Annotated in this window: 15 protein-coding genes; 9 read left to right on the forward strand and 6 right to left on the reverse strand. The window is 30.2% G+C overall.

The genetic code is table 11. The annotated features are described in order from the left end of the window. Positions 1-83: 83 nt before the first annotated feature. Together ACWNT5_RS17810 and ACWNT5_RS17815 are read right to left on the reverse strand one after the other, a co-directional pair. Positions 84-782 carry a LytR/AlgR family response regulator transcription factor gene (locus tag ACWNT5_RS17810; RefSeq protein ID WP_456518133.1) on the reverse strand — a complete coding sequence of 233 codons (699 nt, stop codon included), beginning with the start codon at positions 780-782 and terminating at the stop codon, positions 84-86. Next, positions 772-1,788 (reverse strand): sensor histidine kinase, encoded by a 1,017-nt coding sequence (locus ACWNT5_RS17815; RefSeq protein ID WP_456518134.1) that lies wholly within the window; start codon positions 1,786-1,788, stop codon positions 772-774. Before ACWNT5_RS17815 ends, ACWNT5_RS17810 begins: the two co-directional genes overlap by 11 nt. Positions 1,789-1,952: 164 nt before the next feature. Here ACWNT5_RS17815 and ACWNT5_RS17820 point away from each other — a divergent pair, with 164 nt between their 5' ends. The 4 genes from ACWNT5_RS17820 (at position 1,953) to ACWNT5_RS17835 (ending at position 7,741) form a co-directional block, all read left to right on the forward strand. Further along, positions 1,953-3,791: a S41 family peptidase gene (locus tag ACWNT5_RS17820; RefSeq protein ID WP_456518135.1), complete on the forward strand. Its 1,839-nt coding sequence runs from the start codon at positions 1,953-1,955 to the stop codon at positions 3,789-3,791. Positions 3,792-4,130: 339 nt separating this feature from the next. Further along, positions 4,131-5,225 (forward strand): sensor histidine kinase, encoded by a 1,095-nt coding sequence (locus tag ACWNT5_RS17825; RefSeq protein ID WP_456518136.1) that lies wholly within the window; start codon positions 4,131-4,133, stop codon positions 5,223-5,225. Next, a complete protein-coding gene (locus ACWNT5_RS17830; RefSeq protein ID WP_456518137.1) occupies positions 5,206-5,961 on the forward strand; it encodes a LytR/AlgR family response regulator transcription factor in 756 nt (251 codons plus the stop codon). The genes ACWNT5_RS17825 and ACWNT5_RS17830 overlap by 20 nt, the downstream gene beginning before the upstream one ends. A 133-nt stretch (positions 5,962-6,094) precedes the next feature. Further along, positions 6,095-7,741 (forward strand): tetratricopeptide repeat protein, encoded by a 1,647-nt coding sequence (locus ACWNT5_RS17835; protein WP_456518138.1) that lies wholly within the window; start codon positions 6,095-6,097, stop codon positions 7,739-7,741. A gap of 103 nt (positions 7,742-7,844) precedes the next feature. Here the strand turns inward: ACWNT5_RS17835 and ACWNT5_RS17840 are convergent, their stop codons facing one another. Further along, positions 7,845-8,732 (reverse strand): dienelactone hydrolase family protein, encoded by an 888-nt coding sequence (locus tag ACWNT5_RS17840; RefSeq protein WP_456518139.1) that lies wholly within the window; start codon positions 8,730-8,732, stop codon positions 7,845-7,847. A gap of 248 nt (positions 8,733-8,980) precedes the next feature. On the opposite strand from ACWNT5_RS17840, the gene ACWNT5_RS17845 reads away from it, so the two are divergent. Together ACWNT5_RS17845 and ACWNT5_RS17850 are read left to right on the forward strand one after the other, a co-directional pair. Then, positions 8,981-9,919, forward strand: a complete 939-nt coding sequence (locus tag ACWNT5_RS17845; RefSeq protein ID WP_456518140.1) for a nuclear transport factor 2 family protein — start codon at positions 8,981-8,983, stop codon at positions 9,917-9,919. A gap of 46 nt (positions 9,920-9,965) precedes the next feature. Beyond that, the gene (locus tag ACWNT5_RS17850; protein ID WP_299896694.1) at positions 9,966-10,565 is read left to right on the forward strand and encodes a DUF6642 family protein; all 600 of its coding nucleotides are present in this window, start codon (positions 9,966-9,968) and stop codon (positions 10,563-10,565) included. A 235-nt stretch (positions 10,566-10,800) separates the two neighbouring features. Here the strand turns inward: ACWNT5_RS17850 and ACWNT5_RS17855 are convergent, their stop codons facing one another. Both ACWNT5_RS17855 and ACWNT5_RS17860 read right to left on the reverse strand, forming a co-directional pair. Further along, a complete protein-coding gene (locus ACWNT5_RS17855; RefSeq protein ID WP_456518141.1) occupies positions 10,801-11,496 on the reverse strand; it encodes a LytR/AlgR family response regulator transcription factor in 696 nt (231 codons plus the stop codon). Next, positions 11,489-12,493, reverse strand: a complete 1,005-nt coding sequence (locus ACWNT5_RS17860) for a sensor histidine kinase (RefSeq protein ID WP_456518142.1) — start codon at positions 12,491-12,493, stop codon at positions 11,489-11,491. Before ACWNT5_RS17860 ends, ACWNT5_RS17855 begins: the two co-directional genes overlap by 8 nt. A 177-nt stretch (positions 12,494-12,670) precedes the next feature. Between ACWNT5_RS17860 and ACWNT5_RS17865 the strand changes: the two genes are divergently transcribed. After that, the gene (locus ACWNT5_RS17865) at positions 12,671-14,644 is read left to right on the forward strand and encodes a serine hydrolase (RefSeq protein WP_456518143.1); all 1,974 of its coding nucleotides are present in this window, start codon (positions 12,671-12,673) and stop codon (positions 14,642-14,644) included. 720 nt (positions 14,645-15,364) lie between these two features. On the opposite strand, the gene ACWNT5_RS17870 is transcribed toward ACWNT5_RS17865, so the two are convergent. After that, complete coding sequence (locus ACWNT5_RS17870) at positions 15,365-17,617, reverse strand: nSTAND3 domain-containing NTPase (RefSeq protein ID WP_456518144.1); 2,253 nt, start codon at positions 17,615-17,617, stop codon at positions 15,365-15,367. Between the two features lie 299 nt (positions 17,618-17,916). On the opposite strand from ACWNT5_RS17870, the gene ACWNT5_RS17875 reads away from it, so the two are divergent. Next, positions 17,917-20,721, forward strand: a complete 2,805-nt coding sequence (locus ACWNT5_RS17875; protein WP_456518145.1) for a TrlF family AAA-like ATPase — start codon at positions 17,917-17,919, stop codon at positions 20,719-20,721. A gap of 3 nt (positions 20,722-20,724) precedes the next feature. Beyond that, positions 20,725-21,228 carry a DUF4365 domain-containing protein gene (locus ACWNT5_RS17880; RefSeq protein ID WP_456518146.1) on the forward strand — a complete coding sequence of 168 codons (504 nt, stop codon included), beginning with the start codon at positions 20,725-20,727 and terminating at the stop codon, positions 21,226-21,228. Positions 21,229-21,314 lie beyond the last annotated feature (86 nt).

Genomic DNA, 21,314 nt, shown 5'->3' on the forward strand with positions numbered 1-21,314 from the left:
CTAGAAATAAACAAAACATTAATAGTTAGAAGTTTGCAATTCGTTAAAAGAGTTATTATAAATTGATGGAATATTCTAAATAGCTATAACTTATTGTTTTGTAGATAACGTTTTAAATCTTCTCTATAAGTACTCCCCACAGGTATTTCATGAGATCCAATGACAACACTCTTACCTCTATATTGTTTTATTTTGTCTAAGGGCACAATGTATGACTTGTGAATTCGTATAAAATTATAAGGTTCTAGCTTCTGCTCAATAGATTTTAAAGTTTTTAAGGCTAAGCAATAGGTGTCACCTTTAACAAGCTTCGCATAATCCTTTAAGCCTTGAATGTAATCAAGTTCATGTATGAATACTTTAATAAAATCATCACCATCCTTTACAAAAAAAGAAGGTGCTAATCTATCTTGAGTTGATGCATTTTTTAAATTTTCAAAGCGAGAAATAGTCTTCGAAAATCGCTCAAAAGAAATAGGTTTTAATAAATAATCCAAAGCATTTAAATCAAAGCTCTCTACAGCATATTCACTGAAAGAAGTAGTCATTACATAGGTTGTAGAATTTTGAATAAGCTTTATTAATTCCACTCCAGAAATTTCGGGCATCGCAATATCCGTAAAAACAATATCGATATGATCATTATTTTTCAAATATCGAAAAGCACTAACAGCATCTGTAAATGTTTTGACGATTTCAAAGTTTGAAAAACGTTCTAAATAATGTACAATCACATCAATAGCTAATTGTTCATCATCAATTATTACAGCTTTATATATCATGTAATATAATTTTTAATTCTGCCTTAAATACTGTTTCAGTCTTGCTTATGGTTAACCAAGCATTTTTTGGATACAAAAGTTTTAATCTGTTTTTTAAATTCTCCAGACCTTTTCCTTTTCGCTGTGTTTCCTGAAAATGTTGTTTTTTAAACACACTATTTTCTACAGAAAATAATAGTTCATTATTATCTAAAACCAATGCTATATGTACATAGGCATTTTTGGTATTGGTATAAAACCCATGCTTAAATGCATTCTCTACAAGGGTAATTAATAAAAATGGCTCTATAAATAGTGGTTGCGATGTATTATTAGTAAAAGTAAATTGAATATTAGCATCCTTGCCAAAACGTATCTTTTCAATCGCAATATATTGATGTATAAAGCCTATTTCTTTACTTAAACTAACTTTTTCGGGATGCGATTCATCTGTCATATAACGCATCATACTCGATAGTTTTAAGATATACTCAGATGTTTCAGTACTATTTTTTAAGGATAAACTGTATAACGAATTAAATGCATTGAATAAAAAATGTGGATGTAATTGATTTCGTAAGAGTTGTTTTTTAGCGAAATGTAACTCCTTCTCTAGAGTTTTATATTTCGTTAGTGTTTCTAATTGATGAACGAAGTAAAAGAGTAAATAAAATAATAAGGATCTACCTAAGAAACTGGTAAAGTAGTCATAGATCTTTTCAAGTCGATGTATGCTATAAATTCGATACTCCTTTAATGATGCTAATGCTAGGAGAATTACTATAAAAAACACTACATATGCGGTCTTTTTCCATAGGCGCTCTAGTCGTAGTACGTAGTGATATAAAACAAATGCAATTAAAACACATATAAGATTCTCTATCGCATCGCTGGTAAAGAAAAACAATATACTATCAGGCAAAAAGTAATAGGCGGTTTTTACCAAATGATACATAATAAAAGACACCAAGGCCACATAAAAAATGCGTTGAATCGTTTGTATCGTTTTAGTAGAAAGTTGTGCCATAATATATAAAAACTAAATCGAAGTAAATATATAAAAACGAATACCAGTTAAGTAGTGTAGAAGGTAATGGTTGTCGATTATAAAGCCATACTTGTCGATTTCATTTATAAACTCCTGTCCGTGTAGCTAGTTTTGATACTATGATTCACTTAAAATATTGAAAAATGAAACACTACGCTTTGTTACTATTAGTTAGTCTTTATACACTAGTTAGTACTGGACAAAAATTACAGTTGGAAAAAGCTTCTCCTTTTACTGCTGTTCTCTGGGAAGAAGATCATCCTATCGTAAAATTTGAAGGAAACTGGTACAAACTGGAACAATTAGATGATTATAAAACCGATGAGATCCTATCTTTTTGCAAACAACAGTATGGTAGTAAATGGAAAAAACGTTTTTCTGAAGATCTGGTAGAAGTCCTAAAGTCCTGGGGAGTACAACCTATGGTTAAAGTAAAGCTATTTTTAGCTAACAAATCAGATGAAATCAAAGAGTTTGTTGGAACGTACACGTATGAAAACAGACAAAAAGTATTGCAATATAATCGAGATCAGCCTAAACAATTAAAGACCATAAAAACATCTCATGCAATTGACGATATTGATACATTTTACAAGATTATTAAAGAGCGTTCTTCCTATATACACTTATCGGATTATGACTATCATCTTGCTATCGAATCACTCAAAACTAAAATTGCTTCTAGTAAAACCGATATTGATATCAATTTTTTAACCCATGAACTGGCCAAAATACTTGCAACATTAGGAGATCGACATTCTTATGTGATTAATGAGGCTTTTGATATAAAAGATGTTCCCAATCATGCACTGCAATTACCATTTTCTTTGGCAGTTTTACAACAAAAAGTGGTGGCTTTAAAACAAATGGACGAGTCTTCCAATTATACATATCTATATCCTAATTATCCTTATCTAAAAGCTATAAATGATATGCCAATACATACGATAATAGATTCCTTTGCATATCGATCAAAAAAGGCACCAAAACTGGCAAAACTAAGTATAGGGTCGTTACAAATTCAACAACTTGGAAAGTTATATTTCAGAAACAATCTATCATTATCAAAACAAAACCTAATAGTTTTTTCTGATGGTACTAAGGATACCACAGTAGTTGTAAAAGTACAGAAGACCTATCAAAAGTATGTTTCAAAACTTAAACAGAAAAACAAATCAATTCTAAAAGAAATTAAAAAAGAGAACTATAACAGTGTATCAAAAATAATTGATAGCAATATAGCATATATTAAAATTCCACAAATGCTGTCTTTGCAGAACTTAAAGGGCTTTAAAGAATATCTAGATATGACATTTAAAGCAATGCAAAACACAAAAGCCATGATCATCGATCTACGTCATAATCCAGGCGGAACCAGAGATATCATACAATTGGCCGCTAATTATCTGATTCCAAAATCCAAATCACCTTGGGTAGCTAACGTTGCATATTTGAGAACCAATCATAAAGATTCTACACACAAATCAATGACTAATCGATATTTATACACTTACGAAGCAGTAACTAAAACCGATAAAAAAGCGATTACAGAATTTAATGAGCAATTTTCATTACAACATACCTTTGATAAAACAGCTTTTAGTAACCCACATTATATGGTCTTACATGCAGGAGATCATCCATATACCAAACCTGTTTATATCTTGGTGGATGAATATACTTTTAGCGCAGCATCGGTATTTACAAGTGTTTTTAAGGGTTTACCAAACGTAAAAATAGTAGGAGTGACTACCGATGGCTCTAGTGGTAATTCCAAAAAGTTTACACTAAAACATTCCGATATCAAATTTAAAATTTCTACGATGTTATCATTTCAGCGAAATGGAAAAACATTAGATGGTAATGGAACCAAACCCGATATCGTCATAGAAAGAAACGAAAAGCAAGTATTAGAAGGAGAAGATTATCAGTTACAAACACTCATCGAAATGATTAATTTTCAGGTTACAAAAGATGATTAATATAAATACATATCGTGTACTTCATCATAAATACCAATAACAGAATTCAAATAACATTACAACCAACGGTATTACCATTCAAAAATAGAATACGACATTTCAACATATTCTTGTTTCATGGCAACATACGTTCTGAGATATTTGAGCTAAGTTATAAGGCTAGCAATGGTGCTTTTTTTGGTTTGCGTGCTATTCAAATAATTCCGTTATTCGTGTATGTATGGTATCAAAGAAAAGAAAACTAGATGTTAGCACTTGTAAAGTTCTATGTGTTTTAGGAGATAAGCGATTGTTTTCTGTGCTTCAACGAAAGGACATATCTTTATTAAACTAGCATTTATGCCATTATTCAATAAACAGAAACGTATACAATATTTAGGATTTGATGATGTTCGATCTTGCCTAATTGGTATTGCTATCATAAGTTTTATCACCAATTATCTTTTCAACACTACACCAGAACGTAATACATTCGATCTAATATTTATTGGTTATGCTGTTAATTTATTTTTTACCATTTGTTATTGGCTGTTGATACGTAATATCTTAATCTTTTTGAGAAAAAAATATCCTGATTTTAAAGATGATAAAAAACGTATTAGTATTCTCTTCTTATCCGTAGTTTGTACCGTAGTTATTGTAGATTATCTAGGAGGTGAATTAACAGCACGTGTTATTAGGTTATTTGGATATTATTCTAATCATCGTGTAGAATTAAAAGTGCTAATTCCCATTATGATTATTACCATTATGGTCATGGCGATTTATGAGGCTATTTACCTCTATAATCGATTAAAAAAGTCTATACGAGAAGAGGAACAGACCAAACAAGTAATGATTCAGGCACAATTGGATACATTAAGAAACCAAGCTCGTCCTCATTTCTTATTCAATAGTTTAAACACATTGCGAGATATTATCGATCAAGATTCCAAAGAAGATGCTAAGGGTTTTGTAGATAATCTATCGGATGTGTACCGTTTTATTATTGAGTCTGGTAATTCTAACATCATATCGTTAGAAAAAGAACTAAAATTTGCTAAAGCTTATATTCATATACAATCCGAAAGATTTGGAGAAAACTTGCAAGTACACTGGGATATTCCAGAAGATAAGCTTTCGATTATGATTGTACCCATGAGTTTACAGTTATTACTAGAAAATGCAATCAAACACAATGTAGTTTCCAGATCCAAACCATTGATTATAAATGTATCCACAAGAAAAAATAGGTTAGTGGTACGAAATAAAATTCAGGCCAAGTCTACCCAAACTCCATCTACAAAAATTGGATTAAAGAATATTGAAAAGCGATATCAATTAATAGCTGACAAAACACCTATCATTTATAATGATGGGGAGAATTTTATAGTTACATTACCCTTATTACATTCAGCAAATCAAAAGAAAAATTATGAAAATAGTAATCGTTGAAGATGAGCCACGTGCAGCACGTCAATTGGAAAATTTATTACATAAAACTACTTTTGATTTTGAAATACTAACCGTAATTGATTCTGTTGAAGATTCTGTTTCCTGGTTTCAAAAAAATATATCTCCAGATTTGGTGTTTATGGATATTCAACTAGCAGATGGTTTAAGTTTCGAGATTTTTCAGAAAACAGAAGTAACAGCACCTATCATTTTTACTACAGCTTTTGATCAATACGCTATTCAGGCGTTTAAAGTAAATAGTATTGATTATTTGCTCAAACCCATCAAGCAGAATGATTTAGACGCTGCGCTTCATAAATTCTCAAGATCCCAAAGCCCATCAAATCCTATTGAAGCCAATATTCTGAAAGAATTACTGAGCAGTATGCAAACGCCACAAGAAAGATCGGGAATATTGGTGAAGGAGGGAAGTGGTTTTGTACAAATACGCATTTCTGAGCTCTTATATATGTATTCACAAGATAGTATCACTTTTGGTATTACCCATAACAAAAGATATATCATCGATGAAACACTGGACCAATTATTTGATTCTTTAGATCATACAAAGTTTTATAAAATCAATAGAGGTCAGATTATTTCCAAAATAGCCATTCAAAAAATAGAACCTTATTTTAACCATCGTGTAAAACTAACCTTATTAAATCCTAGAGATCAGGAATTCATTGTAAGCAGACAAAAAACAAGTGATTTTAAAGATTGGATGAACAAATAGAAAATTGGTGACGTTTCAACCAACAATAACTACGTTTCAGCATAAACTACTACTATATAGGATAGATTCAAACCATATTTGTGATGTAATTAATAATCAATCACTGAACGAATTCAGTTAAAAAAATAACATCATGAAAAAAGTACTCATTATTATCCAATTACTATGCTGTTTACAATTATCAGCACAGCAAACAAATACAAAGCAATGGCAAGAAGACTTACGATTTCTTCAAAACACCATCCATAAAGACTATTCTTTTCTTTTTGTAAAAACTACCAAAGAAGATTTTGATGCACAGGTTGAAACATTATATAAGCAAATTCCCAACTTACAAGAACATGAAATTAGAGTAGGATTAACACGAATTGTTTCTTCATTTAAATATGGTCATACGCAGGTTCCTTATGATACAGTAACTAAAAGTGGAATTCTACCAATTAATATATATGATTTCAATGATGGAATTTATATTGAAGGGGTTCAAAAACAGTACAAAGAAGTATTAGGAGCAAAAATATTGAATATAGGAGAGACACCTATAGAAAAAGCAATAGAACTGGTATATCCAGTAGTTCCAGTAGAAAATGAGCAATATTTTAAAGCCTATGGAGTACGATTTTTACTATCTGCAGAAGTATTACATGCGCAAGGAGTAATCCCTATACTATCCAATAAAGTGAGATTAACGCTGGAAAAAAATGGAAAAGTATTTACGCATGAGTTTACCACCATCGATAGAAAAGATAAACCAAGAACTTTCAATTTTACACTACCAACAGAGGATTGGCTTACAGCACGTGATACAGAAACAACACCTCTATATTTAAAAAATCTAGATGATAAACTATATGATTTTCAATATTTAGAAGATAAAAAGACTTTGTATGTAAGACAAAGCTCAGTATTTAATGATCCTAAAGAAACCTTAGCACAATTCTACAAGCGCCTGTTTGAGTTTATTGATGCAAATAACGTTGAAAAATTAGTTTATGATGTACGTTTAAATGGTGGTGGAAACAATTACAACAATCTACCATTAATTAAAGGGTTAATGGCTAGACCACAGCTTAATAAAAAAGGAAACTTCTATTTCATCATTGGTCGCGATACATTTTCTGCCTGCCAGAACTTAACCAACGAAATTACCAGATATACAGAAGCAATTTTAGTGGGAGAACCTACTGCAGAAAACATTAATTTTTATGGTGATGCTAGAGCTGTACAATTACCAAATAGCAAGATCAATGCATATATATCCTATTTGTGGTGGCAAGATTATCCTGCTTTAGAAAATAAAGATGCGACAGTACCAAGTGTTCCTGTTACCATGAGTTATGACGATTACGTGCAGAACAAAGATGTAGTGTTAGAAGCTGCGTTGAACTTTAATGCAGAAGGTTTCCAGCCAAAACCTATGGAGTACATCACACAGTTATATATCACTGGGCAAGGAGCAAAATTAGCACAAGAACTTCCTAAAATGATTCAAGATCCACGCTACGCTTTCTGTGATTTTGAAACTGAATTAAATAAAAAAGGAAACATTTTATTAGAAAGTGGTCGCATGCCAGAAGTTCAAGGATCTATACAGGTATTCTCTATGATTATGCAAATGTACCCTAATTCTGCTATGACGTATAAAAACTTAGGTAGAGCATATTTAAAAGTTGGAGATACCAAAAAAGCAACCGAATTATTAAATAAAGCAATCTCATTAGATATCGATGGCGAACATGCTAAAGCAGCTAAAAAAACACTCTTAACTCTTTCTAATTAAGGAAGATTATTTATCAACTAAAAAGAAAAAGAGATTCTATTTGCTTAGAATCTCTTTTTTAATACCATAAAGTAGTTGTTTAATTACAATAATAACAAAATCGTTACACTAAATGCTTATTAAAAAAGCCTATAGTACGTTCCCAAGATAAATTCGCTGCTTTTTTATCGTATCGCGGAGTCGTATTATTATGAAAACCATGATTTGTATTTGCATACATATGTGCTTTATACGGGATATTATTTTCCTTTAATACTTTCTCATAATCAGGCCATCCAGCATTTACTCTTTTATCCAATTCAGCATATTGCAATAATAAGGGAGCTTTTATTTTTTTAGCATCTTCAGCACTTGGTTGTCTACCATAATATGGAACGGCAGCTTTTAATTCTGGTAATCGAACAGCCATCATATTAGAAATCCATCCTCCAAAACAGAATCCAACCACACCAACATTCCCATTACAATCTTCATGATTTTTCAGATATTCATAGGCGGCGATAAAATCTTCTAACATCTCATTACGATCTCTTTTTTTCTGAAGCGCACGTCCATCATCATCATTTCCAGGATATCCTCCAAGTGGAGATAAGGCGTCTGGTGCCAGAGAAATAAATTTTTCTTTTGCAGCACGTCTTCCCACATCTTCTATATAAGGATTTAGTCCTCTATTTTCATGAACAACAATAACACCTGGTAACTTAGTTTCATGATTTTTTGGTTTCGATAAAAGCCCTTTTATAGTACCTCCACCTTTAGAAGAATCATACGTAATAAAGTTAGAATCAATTGTTGGATCCTTAGGGTTTACGAGTAGTGTATCTATATAATTAGGAGATACAAAACTTAATAAAGAGGAAACAGTAACACCACCCACTGCATATGCAGATAATTTTTCTATAAACTGTTTTCTATTAAGACCGTTGTGCGCATAATCATCATATAAGTCAAAAACTTCCTGTTGAATGTCTTCTTTTTTTAATTTTTCCATAAAAAGAGATGGTTTAGTTAGAACAAGAGGAAATTACATCTTTTATGATCAAATTTTATTAAGATTTCCCTAAAATGAAAATAGTGTTATGTTTTGGCCAAAGTGTAGCACATACTTAATATGTTTTCGTACTACACCTATCAAGATGTGATGAATCTATCCATTTTGTGTGCCAAGATCATGATTTAAGTAGGAAACTGGGTGTAAACATTAGACTTTTACGGCATATTAATATTAAAAAGGTCCAAATGAAAAAGTACATCTTAGTAGTAGCCATGTTGCTAACAATTCAGTTTACAAATGCGCAATCTAAAATAGATGAAGATCGGAATACATCAGTTATCAGTTTAGTTATTCTTAATGATAATGGAGATGTTTTAATAAAAAAAGCAACAATTGGTTGGATAACAATAGGTGCTTTTTATGAGAAAAGACACACGATCAATGAGGTGATTGATAGTATCTGTAATAAATATGGAGTGTCTATTACAAAACCAAATCTCAAAGGTGTTTTTACCTATAAATATGACTTTAATAATTCGTTAAGCATACGACAGGTGTATGTGGCTAAATCTACTACGAATGATTTACCAACAAATAAAAATGTAGAATTTCGTTGGGCTCCAAAAGAGGAGGCTATAGAAAAATTTAAAAGTACCATTCCATCTTTAGGTGAAATGATAGCACAAGTTATTGAGTATCCCGAAGTAGTTTGGGGTGGATCTTTTTTAATTAAAAAAGAAAACAAGAAAAAGACTTCTATAATAACAGAGAATTTTTATCCAATAAGCGATGCTTCTACATATATTGAATCTTCATATGATCCTGCAGTAGTAAAAGCACTTCAAAAATATATGGAAGGTAGTTCTTATAATAAAAAAGAAATGCTATTAAGTGCTTTTGCAGACAATGCAGTATTATACCTAACAAATAGGGAAGGGGATTTCAAAAGATATACTCCAATAGAATACGCTGGTTTCTTTAAAAATGCTGAAAAAGGAAAGTTTAATGGGAGAGAAGCTAAAATTTTAAACGTTAAGGTTACTAAAGAAATAGCTACTGCAAAAGTTGAAATAGCAGGACCTAACAGAGAGTGGGTTTATATTGATTTGTTCTTGCTTAAAAAGTTTAAAAACGATTGGAAAATTATTAGTAAAACAGCGGCAAGGGTTGATGATATAAATTAAAGAAATATATTATTTTTGTTGTATACAATGTATAGACCCTGAAAATTTGTTAGAGAAAAGAAGGCAATTACCACAACAAGAATCTATAGATACAGATTATTTCATTTACTGTTTAGAAGCGGTGAATGATATAGAAACGCACGAAATTACCGAAGCTCAAAAAAAATTAGAACAATTGACTTCGCAATACGGAGTGGCTAGTATTTATAAAACCTGTGATACTATTGAAGGTTTAGAGGATAGCTTAAATACATTGGTTATGGATGATCATCATTTTACAAATTATGAAATCATCTATTTGGTCATAAAAGGTGAAGCCAATAGTATTTGTTTGAATGATTACTATTATAGTTTACAGGAGATTGCAGAAATTTTTGAAGGAAAATTACAAGGAAAGATTTTACATTTTTCCAATGCTAAAGTGCTTGATTTAGATGAAGAAGAAGCGCAATATTTCTTGGATATCACTGGTGCAAGAGGGGTTTCTGGCTATGGTCATGAGTTTAATGGAATAACGAGCTCAAATCTTGATATAGCATTCTTTAACTTATTTAAAGAAGATGACAATATGTTAGATGTTGTAGAAGAATTGCATCAAAGACATTACAAAGTCTGTAAACTACTTGATTTTAGGTTGTATTATTAACTAAGATTCCACTCCCTTTCCATTTTACATAATATAAACGCTGAGAAATGCATTAGCATTCTTGAGTTCAAATATTTAAAATAAAATGTTACGAAAAATCGCGTATTTGAAAAAATGTGGAGGATGGTGCGAAATATGTGCTAATTTTTCATTAAAATTTATATATCTACAAATCAATTATTTACCCTATTAATATATTATGTGTGTGGAATGACTTAGAATTAAAGTAAATATTTTATGGCTTCGCTAAAGCTTTCAATTTTTCAAAAACAACTACTTTATACATCGCACTAACAGGCACCTGTTTATCTTCAATTAATAAATAGGTTCTCGTAGCTTTTGTAGCTCTGTTTAAATTAACAATGTATGATTTATGTGTGCGTTGAAAATTTTCAGATAACAAAGTAGTGATATTAATGAGTGTCTCAGAGATAAGATACATTCTTGTATCTGTAAAAATCTTTAAATAATTCCCGAAACTTTGTATGTAGAGAATAGATTTAAAAGGGACTGTTACCGGCAACCCTTCATGTTTTATGGTAAGTGTTTCTTTCTTGTTGTTCGTTTTGGGTTCCGTTATATTTAGAGTAGAAACTTTATTTATTGCTTGTAGAAAGCGTTCCAATTTTATCGGTTTTAATAAGTAATCTACCACACCATAATCATAACTTTCTAAAGCGTACTCAGAATATGCCGTTGTTAAAATAACCTTCGGTGACTTTATCATTGAACGTAAAATCCCCATTCCATTAAGTTCTGGCATTTCTATATCTAAAAAAACAAGGTCGATTTTATTTTGCTGAATAAAATTCACAAATTCAATAGGATTCCCTGTACTTAGAACCAATTCAAAATTGTTTATTTTAGAACAATACTCTTCTAACACTTCACGTGCTAACAATTCATCATCAACAATGGCTATTTTAATCATTCTCATTGTTTGTTATGTCAATGGTTAAATTTACATAATACGCTTTTTCCATATCATTAATCTCTAATAGATGAGCATTAGCATATAATAGATTTAATCGTCTCTTCACATTTTCGAGTCCCATTCCTGTTCTTGTTGATTTGGTAACGGTAGTATGTTTTGAATTTACAACATTTACATTAAGCTTGGTGTTTTTTACAGAAATATTCACATCAATGGTACTCTGTTCATTGGTGGCTTGTGCACCATGTTTAATTGCATTTTCAACAAATGGTATGAGTAACATTGGTGCTATTTTATAATTTGATAATTCCCCTTCAATTGAAAATTCAATTGTACAGCGTTTGCTTAGCCTTTTTTCTTCAAGCAGTAAATAATTTTCTATAAACTCTAACTCTTCTTTTAACGAAACAAAGTCTTTTTTAGCACTTTCTAATTGATATCTCATTAATTCTGAAAGTTGCATTACAACATCGGGTGTTTCACTAGATTGCTGTCTAGAAAGGGCATAAATACTATTCAATGAGTTGAATAAAAAATGAGGGTTTACTTGTTCCTTTAGATAGTTCAATTCCAGTTCCCTTTGCAATTTTTCTTTTTCACTATTTTCTCTCTGAATGCGTATGTTTCTTCTCAAAAAGAACACTGCCATTCCAGTTCCAGTGGTATATAAAAAAAAGAAGAAGAATTTAGAAATAGTTATCCAGTCATAGCTAAAATTGCTTTTGGTAGAAATTGCAACAAAGATGGTGGCAATAAGAAATACTGAAAATAGTATATAACGCTTTTTGTCTAGAAAGTAAGGAATAAGAATAAAATGATTAACCCAAATGATGCCCATTATGTGCACCGTATAATTCAAACTATGAACAAATAGTGCGTAATCAGAACCTAACTTATCTTTAATAATCAAATTACTAAACAACTCAAGAAGCAGCACCAACAAAAATGCGCCTAGGTTAATGAGTATGATATTCTTCAAAAACTTTTGTATCATGCTTTTTAGTTATGATACAAAGTTACTGCGATTAAACGCAAACTTTCATAATTTCATACAAAAGGCCCATATCAATGATGAAATGAATTCATCATTTAATTGCTATGCTTATCCTGTTTACAATATATAGTATGGTTTTTCCAATACTTTTATTGTGAATTTATAAACTACAAAAAAATGAAAAACAAAGCAGGAGTATTACTTATCATCCTATTTCTTGCCATAATACATATAGGGTTTACTCAAGAAAACAGTAAGGGGACTTCCTTAGTATTACCACAAATTCAGGTAGTTCCCATAAAAGACACCCAAACAGATAGAAACTATGAACTTTATATAGAGTTACCAGAAGATTATGCTAAGAACCCAAACAAAAAATATCCTGTCCTTTATTATACCGATGCCATGTGGCATCTCGAAATGCTATCTGGTGCTACAGAATATATGTTAGAAGATGTTATTCTAGTTGGTATTTCATGGCAATTAGATATCAATGAAGACCTGAAAAACGAAAGAGGAAAACATGTGAGTAGGTTTCGAGATTACTCAATAAGTAAGCACAGCAAACCAGCAGTTCAAGAAAAATATCAATTTGGACAAGCGAATATACATTTAGGTTTTATTCGTAATGATGTGATTACCTATGTAAACAAAACCTATAGAACAGACCCAAACAGTCGCACGTATTTTGGATACTCACTTGGTGGTGAATTTGGTGCATATATACTAATGTCACAGCCCGATACCTTTAATAACTACATACTTGGAAGTCCGACTCTTAAAGGTGAAGTTGATAATTTAACTGAACTTAATACTAAATTTGGGCCTTTTGAAACATCAGATAAAAATTCGAGTCTTAAAGCCAATGTTTTTATTACATATGGTTCTTTAGAAGAAGAGAAGGTGGTAAAACCTATTGATACGTTTGTTAAATTATTAAACGATAGAAGAGATAGCGGTTTGTCAATATTAAAAGAAGTTATTACTGGTACCCATGGAACCGCATTTCCTACCACAGCTGTTCGTAGTGTGGCTTGGTTATCATCCTTAATGAATCACGTTTCTAGTAACGACAAAGAAGTATCATTCTGGTCTATTCCACATCTAAATAATCCATATATTAGTCAAACGCCAGCCGACAGAGAAGATGGAATATCAGTTGATACTTTATCAGTAAAAAGCAAGCATAAAAATGCCATTCTGAAGGTGTCTGAGGAAATTTTTGACGGTAAATATGGGAGTTACGATGCATTACTCATTTCACATAAGAACAAACTAGTTTTTGAATCCTATTATAAAAAAGGACGTGTTAACTTGCCTCATGGCCAAGCATCTGCAGTGAAAGGGTATACCAGTTTGGTTCTAGGAAGAGCTATTCAAATGGGGTATTTATCTATGGAAGACCTTAATAAACCATTGACTCATTTCTTAAAACATGTAGACCCAAAAAAATTCACACAAGGAACTGATAAAATAACACTTCATAAAGCCTTAACAATGCAAGGCGGATTGACAATCGACAGAGAAAAGTGGAAAGAAGTAGAAAATGATTCTGTTCGTTTAAAAGGGCAGGGGTTGGTTCAGACTTTACTTGAATACTCCGAACCCATAACTGACGAAACACAAACCTATTTATACGGAAATTATAATCCAATGCTTGTAATGGCTGTAATAGACGCCGTTGTTTCAGGAACAGCGCAGGACTTTATTAAAATAGAACTACTAGACAAACTCGGTATTACCAATTATACATGGTCAAATCATATTAGTGGATTACCAGAAGCAGGTTGGCGAACAAGTATAATGTCTCGAGACATGCTCAAAATGGGTCATTTGGTTCTAAATAAAGGTAAATTAAATGGTGAACAGCTCATATCCGAAACGTATCTTAACAAAGCAACTAGTGGCATCGTAAAACCCGCAATAGACTGGATGCCCAAACGTTATCTATATGGGTATTTTTGGTACTATACACCAGTAAAGGTTGGCAACAAAAGTTATGATATGACGATGGCTTGGGGAGGTGGCGGACAGCGCGTAATGGTTGTAGAAGAACTTGACTTAACCATTGTCATCTCTGGTCACGACAGGGATGATGACAAAATAATGAAACCTATTTTTGAAACTGTCATACCGGCATTTGTTGAATAATTATGTGGATACGTTAGCATGTGCGTAGACGAGTTTACAAAATTGACCTTGTGAATCAATATCTAACCATTTCTATTTTACATAATATAAACACTGAGAATCGCGTATTTGAAAAAATGTGGAGGATGGTACAGAATATGGTCTAATTTTTTAGTTATTTTTAATCTTCTTTAAGTCAGTTGTTTACGATAATAAATTATAGCTACACAGAAAATTACGTATTTGAAGATTTTTGTACGATTGTACAGAATACACGGTTTATAAGCTTCCAGATATATTAGATAAGTTAAGTATTGTATAATAGCTATAGATGTTGATCGCTGAGAAATGCATTAGCATTCTTGAGCACAAAGTTTAAAATAAAATGTTACGAAAAATCGCGTATTTGAAAATTTCTGGAGGATTGTACGAAATGTTGGATTTAAATGAGCTTAACGTTATGTAAAATGCAAGCATCCGTCAATTTGCTTCAATAAATACATTTGTACTATAATGTACTTGCGTTATGTCACTTTGCTTTGGGAAAAGCAAGGTTTTCTAGTTCTAGATTTTCTTTAAAAGTTTTCTAACGAAATGGTTCTTAAAAAAAGGTAATGTAACACTTATTACCCGAAACGATCCCGATAGCTATCGGGAGAGAGTAGGGGAATGTGTGTGGAATGGGATTTAATTACAATTTTCTTAAAGTAATTAATTATCATAAACTATTTAAATAATTCTTTAAAATGCAAAATTTTTCATTTTAAAAAGTTCATCTGCATCAAATACTTCATCTTCATCTTCTAGCAGTTCAATTTTTTCCAATTCTTGTTTTTTTCCTCTTGAAAGTTCTTCTTCAAATATTTCAGCAATTCTTTCTTCAGTAGAAAACCAATAATGATCAAAATCATCAATCAAGTCTACATCAACGCTGTCCATTTCCTCCAAACAGTCTTTAATATCTCCTGCATCATAAGAATCTTGAGCTTTTATTAATGACTCATCCAATATGTTCTCAACTTTAGAAGTCAAATGTAAATTATTTTCAGAGACATATTTTTTTGCTTCAAAGGGATATACTTTGAAGATATTTAAAACACCTTTTAGAGTAGTAATGTCTTCTATTTTGTTAAAAAGGTTTGATACAATTGTAGTTTTACTAGTCTTAAACTTAGTTTTAAATTTATCAATTAACTCAATGTAAGTTGATATATCACGATCAGAAATTTCATCAATAGAAATATTTTTAACTTGTTTAACTAAAAATTCTCTTAGATTGTTTTCTTCAGAAAGATTTAATAATTCTGAGCAAATACTAAGCTTTTCTATTTTAGATCTTTTCCAATCATATGCTGACCCTCCTGAAAAAATTCGAACGTTATCCTTTATTTTTTCAATTTCATAAATCTTATCCGATAATGCTTTTATAACACCCTGATCTAATAGCGTTTTCCGAGAGAAATTAATCAAATACCTCAATTGATTGACATAAAATAAACTTTTTACAAGTTGGAGTAATACATCCTTATTATCCTTTAAAGTATTAATCAAAAAATCCTTAACAGAAGGGTTTTGAAAACTGAAAATGATATATGAATTTCTTTTTGATGAATTTGATATTATGAATGAATCTTCAACTTCTTTAAGATACTTATGAAAATGAGAAATATTTCCATTTAAAACTGTGTCAGGCTGATTGGTAAAAGATTTGAATGCAGTTTTTAATTCTTCTTTGATAACTCTACCGTCAAAACTCAATAAAACATATAACAGAACTTGAGCTCCTTCTGAAATTTCATTATCAAATGCTCTTGACCATATAATAAAAGGGTTTTCCAAATGATTTAAAAACTCTTTTGAGTAGTTAGAAGCCTCAATCATTCTTAATCGAACTGTCATTCTTTCAATTATTCTTGGATTATAATTGCGGTGATTTATAATTGTTTTATACGTTTTATTTTTGATAATATTTTCTATGTATTCTTCACCAATACCTGAGTAATAAAGATGATTATACAAGATATAAGCTCGAATTCTTTCAGTATACTTTCCTAAATCTAAAATATGTTTTGCTATTTCAAAATCTTCATTATTCAATTTTTCATATCTTTCTTTTGCTTGGTTTAGTATATACTCTCTCGTTGTTAAAATTAATATCTTGTCTTTTTTTGCTAGATTTATCCTTCTAACGAAATTCATAAGATCATTAGACCTACCCTTTAAAACATCAAATTGAAGAAAGTTCTCACCTAGAAAATCATCAAAATAGAATACTTGTTTACTATCGGAACCTTCTTCCAAAATTTTTTCTCCTTCTAATACATTCCTAATTTCAATAATTTCAAAACCCTTTTGTGCGTAATCACTTAATAGAATTCGTGCTAAAGTAGTTTTTCCAATACCAGGAATACCTGAAATGACAAGAAAATTATTCTTTTTAAGAATATTAATAGCTTCATTGTAGCTTTCATTTTTAACGTAATATTTACTGTCAGTTTTTATAGTTTCAAACAAAAATTTCGCTCTTTGAATCAAATGGTTATTTATAAATACATTAAAAAGATGCGAACTGTTAATCCATAACTTATAGTGTTTTCTCAATACATCGTCGTGCAAATCTAAAAGCTGGTTTATTCTACTTTTTCCATATATATGGGATTCATTCTCCATCCATTTTGAGAATAATGTCAGAATTTGACTAGTTTTTTTAACAGAAAAATCAGATGATGAGGCTAAATAGTATTTATTTAGTTTTAGTGATTCTAACTTAAGTTGTTCTTTAATTAAGTTTTTTTCACTCAATTGAGAAGTCCGTTTACATTGAATAACTATTTGATTATCTTCTTTGTCCATAGAGTGGCGTAAGTCAATTCCACCATCTGGTCCTTCTGCGAAAGAAGTTAATTCAACACCAAGATCCTTACTTAGTAAGTCTCTAATCAAATGTTCAAAATCAATTGGAGATAGTAATTCTCCTAGAGCAAAATCTGCCATTTTTTCTTATAGGAAAAGCCTTAAACTATTGTTTAAGGCTCTTGTTTATTTGAAATCCAGTAAAGGATATTGTTTTCAAGGTGGGATTCGAACCCACGACCCACGGATTAGTAATCCGTTGCTCTATCCAACTGAGCTACTTGGTCAGTGTTAAATTACTATTTTTTTTATAAATATGGAAATTTCCCTTAATTATTATTTAGAAGTAAGGGTTTTCCGTAACCTTTTAGATGATATAATTTTTATATTTGAGCTATAAACTTTTTAATAGCAAAATCCCCAATAGTACTTATTAAAATATGGTAAAAATTACTAGAGGTTCTGAATGGAAAAAATGGGATTTACATATACATACTCCAGCATCTGGATTTGGCACAGATGATGACTATTCAATTCTAATTGAAAATTTAAAGAAATCAGAAGCTGAAGTTATAGGTATTAATGATTATTCTACAATTGATGGTTATGCAAAGATTGTTGAAAAAGGAGGTATTGAAGGCAAAGAATTTATTCCTGTTGTAGAATTTAGAATGATTAATAAAATTAATCATAAAAATTCTACAGCAACGGAAGGAGGAGTTAGTATTAACTTTCATATTATTTTCGACAATCAACTAAGTGTTAAACAAATCCAGACTGAGATAAATTCGTTAGAATGTTTTTATGATGGAGGAGAACAAACAAAACTAGGGCACGTGGAAGCTAATAAATATAATGAACTTTCATTTGATTTTTTTAAAACTATAGAAGCTCTCAGAAAATCTCCTATAATAAAAGATAGATTTCTTATTTGGGTGCCATATGATGAGTATGGAGGTATTGATAATATTGATCCCAAAAATGATGGGTTTTTTAAACTTGGAATAATCAATAAAGCTGATATTTTAGGATCAGGAAATTCAAAACAAATAGATTTCTTTTTAAGTGACAGATGTCTCAATGATGTTGGAAAACATATTCCTTGCATAAAAGGAAGCGATTCACATCAATTAAATTACCCCTTCGGAAAGTTAAGAGATAAAGACTCAAAACCAGTCAATAGATATTGTTGGATTAAAGCAGATAGTACTTTCCAAGGATTAAAACAAATAGTATATGAACCTTTATTGAGAGTAAAGATAAATGATGAATCTCCTGATTCTAAACAACCACATAAGACTATAAAATCCTTGAAATTTATAAATCATCCCGATTTTATAAATTCTCCAATCTATTTTAGCAAGGATTTAAATACAATAATTGGAGGCAAATCATCAGGGAAATCATTATTACTATACTATTTAGCTAATACTATTGATTATAAGTATGCTTTTAAACAAATAAATCCGAATGCAGAATCTATTGAACTTGAAGATAAATATAAGTTTTCAAGTAATGACAAAACACCTTTAGATGTTGAAATTCAATGGGATGACGATGTAATATATAAGTTCTCTGATAGAGATAATATCAAGAATAGACGATTTGTATATATACCTCAAACTTATATTCTATCATTAACAGAAAAAATTGAAAAAAAATCTCGAAAAACATTAGGTAAGTTTATAAGAGAAATTCTTCTACAAGATATAGATAGCAAAGATTCGTATGATAATTTTATCAAGGAAGTCAAAAGATTAGATAGGTTAAGAAATGATTTAGTTGAAGATTATTTCAAAATCAAAAGTGATATTAAATTAAAATATGAGGAAATAAAAAATCTTGGTGATAAAGAAGGAATTCAAAATTTCATTGAAAATACTCTAGAAAAGTCTTTAAATAAGCTTAAATCAAATTCTAACATAACTGAGCAAGATTCAATTAGATATAACATTTTAAAACGAAGACAAGAAAGAATTAATAATATAAAGCTTGAGAACAATAACGAAATTGATATCTTAAAAGGTTATATAAATGATTTAGATTCTCAAATAAAAAACCTAATAGAAAAGAAAAATCTAATTCGAGGAAATTTTAAACAGAATAGTAAGTTCTTAGCTTTATTAAATAAAATTGAATCGGACATTAATGAACTTGAGGGAAATCTAAAGGTTTATAATTCAGACTTAAAAAAATTAGAAGACTCTTCTGAAGATAAAGCAAGAATAATATCTGATTCAATTGAAGAAAAGATCAAACCAATATCAGAAAAATTGACTGATAAGAATAAAATAAACAATTTGGAAAAAGAAATCAAAAGCCAAAAAGGTATTTTATTCAAAATTCAAAATATAGAAGATAGTACGCTTGTAGTTTTACAACAAAACTTAGAGGATACTAAGAATAAGATATTTTTAGAATATGAAAATGCATTTAATGAGTATCAAAAAATAATTAAAAAATTAAATGAAAGGAGTAAAGAATTCGATGACCTAAACCTGATAGGTTCTATAAAGTTTTATGCGAATAGATTTAAGGATCAATTTTTTAATGAATTTTTTAATCTTAGTCTTAGGGTTAATGCTGGTATAAAAAACTCTTATTTATTTAAAACTGAAAAAAATGTATTTAATGATGTCGATATCATTGAACATAAAAAGGAAATAGAAAGAATTTTTGATTTGATTGTAAATAATAATATTTCTTTTAAAAAATATAAGGATAAAAAGGATAGTATTAAGGCGTTATTGAAAGACGAGTTTTTTGATTATTGGGAATTAAAAGTCGGGAATGATGAAATGGCGGATATGTCTCCTGGTAAAGCTAATTTAGTTATTTTAAAGCTGTTAATAGACCTTAGTGAATCCGATTGTCCGATATTGATCGATCAACCTGAAGACAATTTGGATAATAGATCTATATATAATGATTTAGTACAATTCATTAGAAAAAGGAAAATGGATCGTCAAATAATTATAGTTACACATAATCCAAATGTTGTTGTATCTGCCGATTCAGAAAATGTAATAGTAGCTAATCAAAAAGGTGAAGATAATGAAAGAGATAATAATAATTATCGATTTGAATATATAAATGGAGCTATTGAAAATTCTTTTAAGGTAAATAAATTAGATGCTGATAAGTTTGGGATTTTAGAGAAAATGGGGATTAAAGAGCACGTAACCGAAATATTAGAAGGAGGGGAGGAAGCTTTTATAAAACGTGAAGAAAAATATGGCTTTTGATAAATGAATAAGTTACCAAAAAGAGACAGAAATAAAGTACTGGAAAGAAATTCAGTTTTATTTTTTGATAATTGTATTCCCAATAATTGGACCACATATAAGCCAATTGAAGATTATGGTGTCGATTTAATAGTAAATATATTTGAGGATGAACATCCTTTATATGATTTTGAAGTTCAATTAAAATCGTCGGAAAATTCTATTAATGGTGAATTTGAGAAAGCTAGACTAAAAGTTTCTACTTATAATTATTTAAAGAATAGGCTTCATATAGTAATGCTTGTAAAATATTGTGAAGAAGAAAATGAAGCATATTGGACACTACTTTGTGATATTATTCAACCTAACCAAAGCCAAAAAACTTTTACAGTAAGTATTCCAAAAAAGAATAAGTTATCCAATTTAGACTGGAATTCTGTTAAAGCATATATCAAAGATATAGTGGATTACAAATTAACTATTGATGATGAAATTAGAATTAAGATAAGACAAAAAAATATTATATAAAATAGATCCTGTTTTTTTAACGGCCTCAGAGAACTTTGGTATAAACAATAGGTAAAGGAGCGTTAATATTTTAGAAGTTTTGCACA

Source organism: Aquimarina sp. 433 (assembly GCF_054054605.1).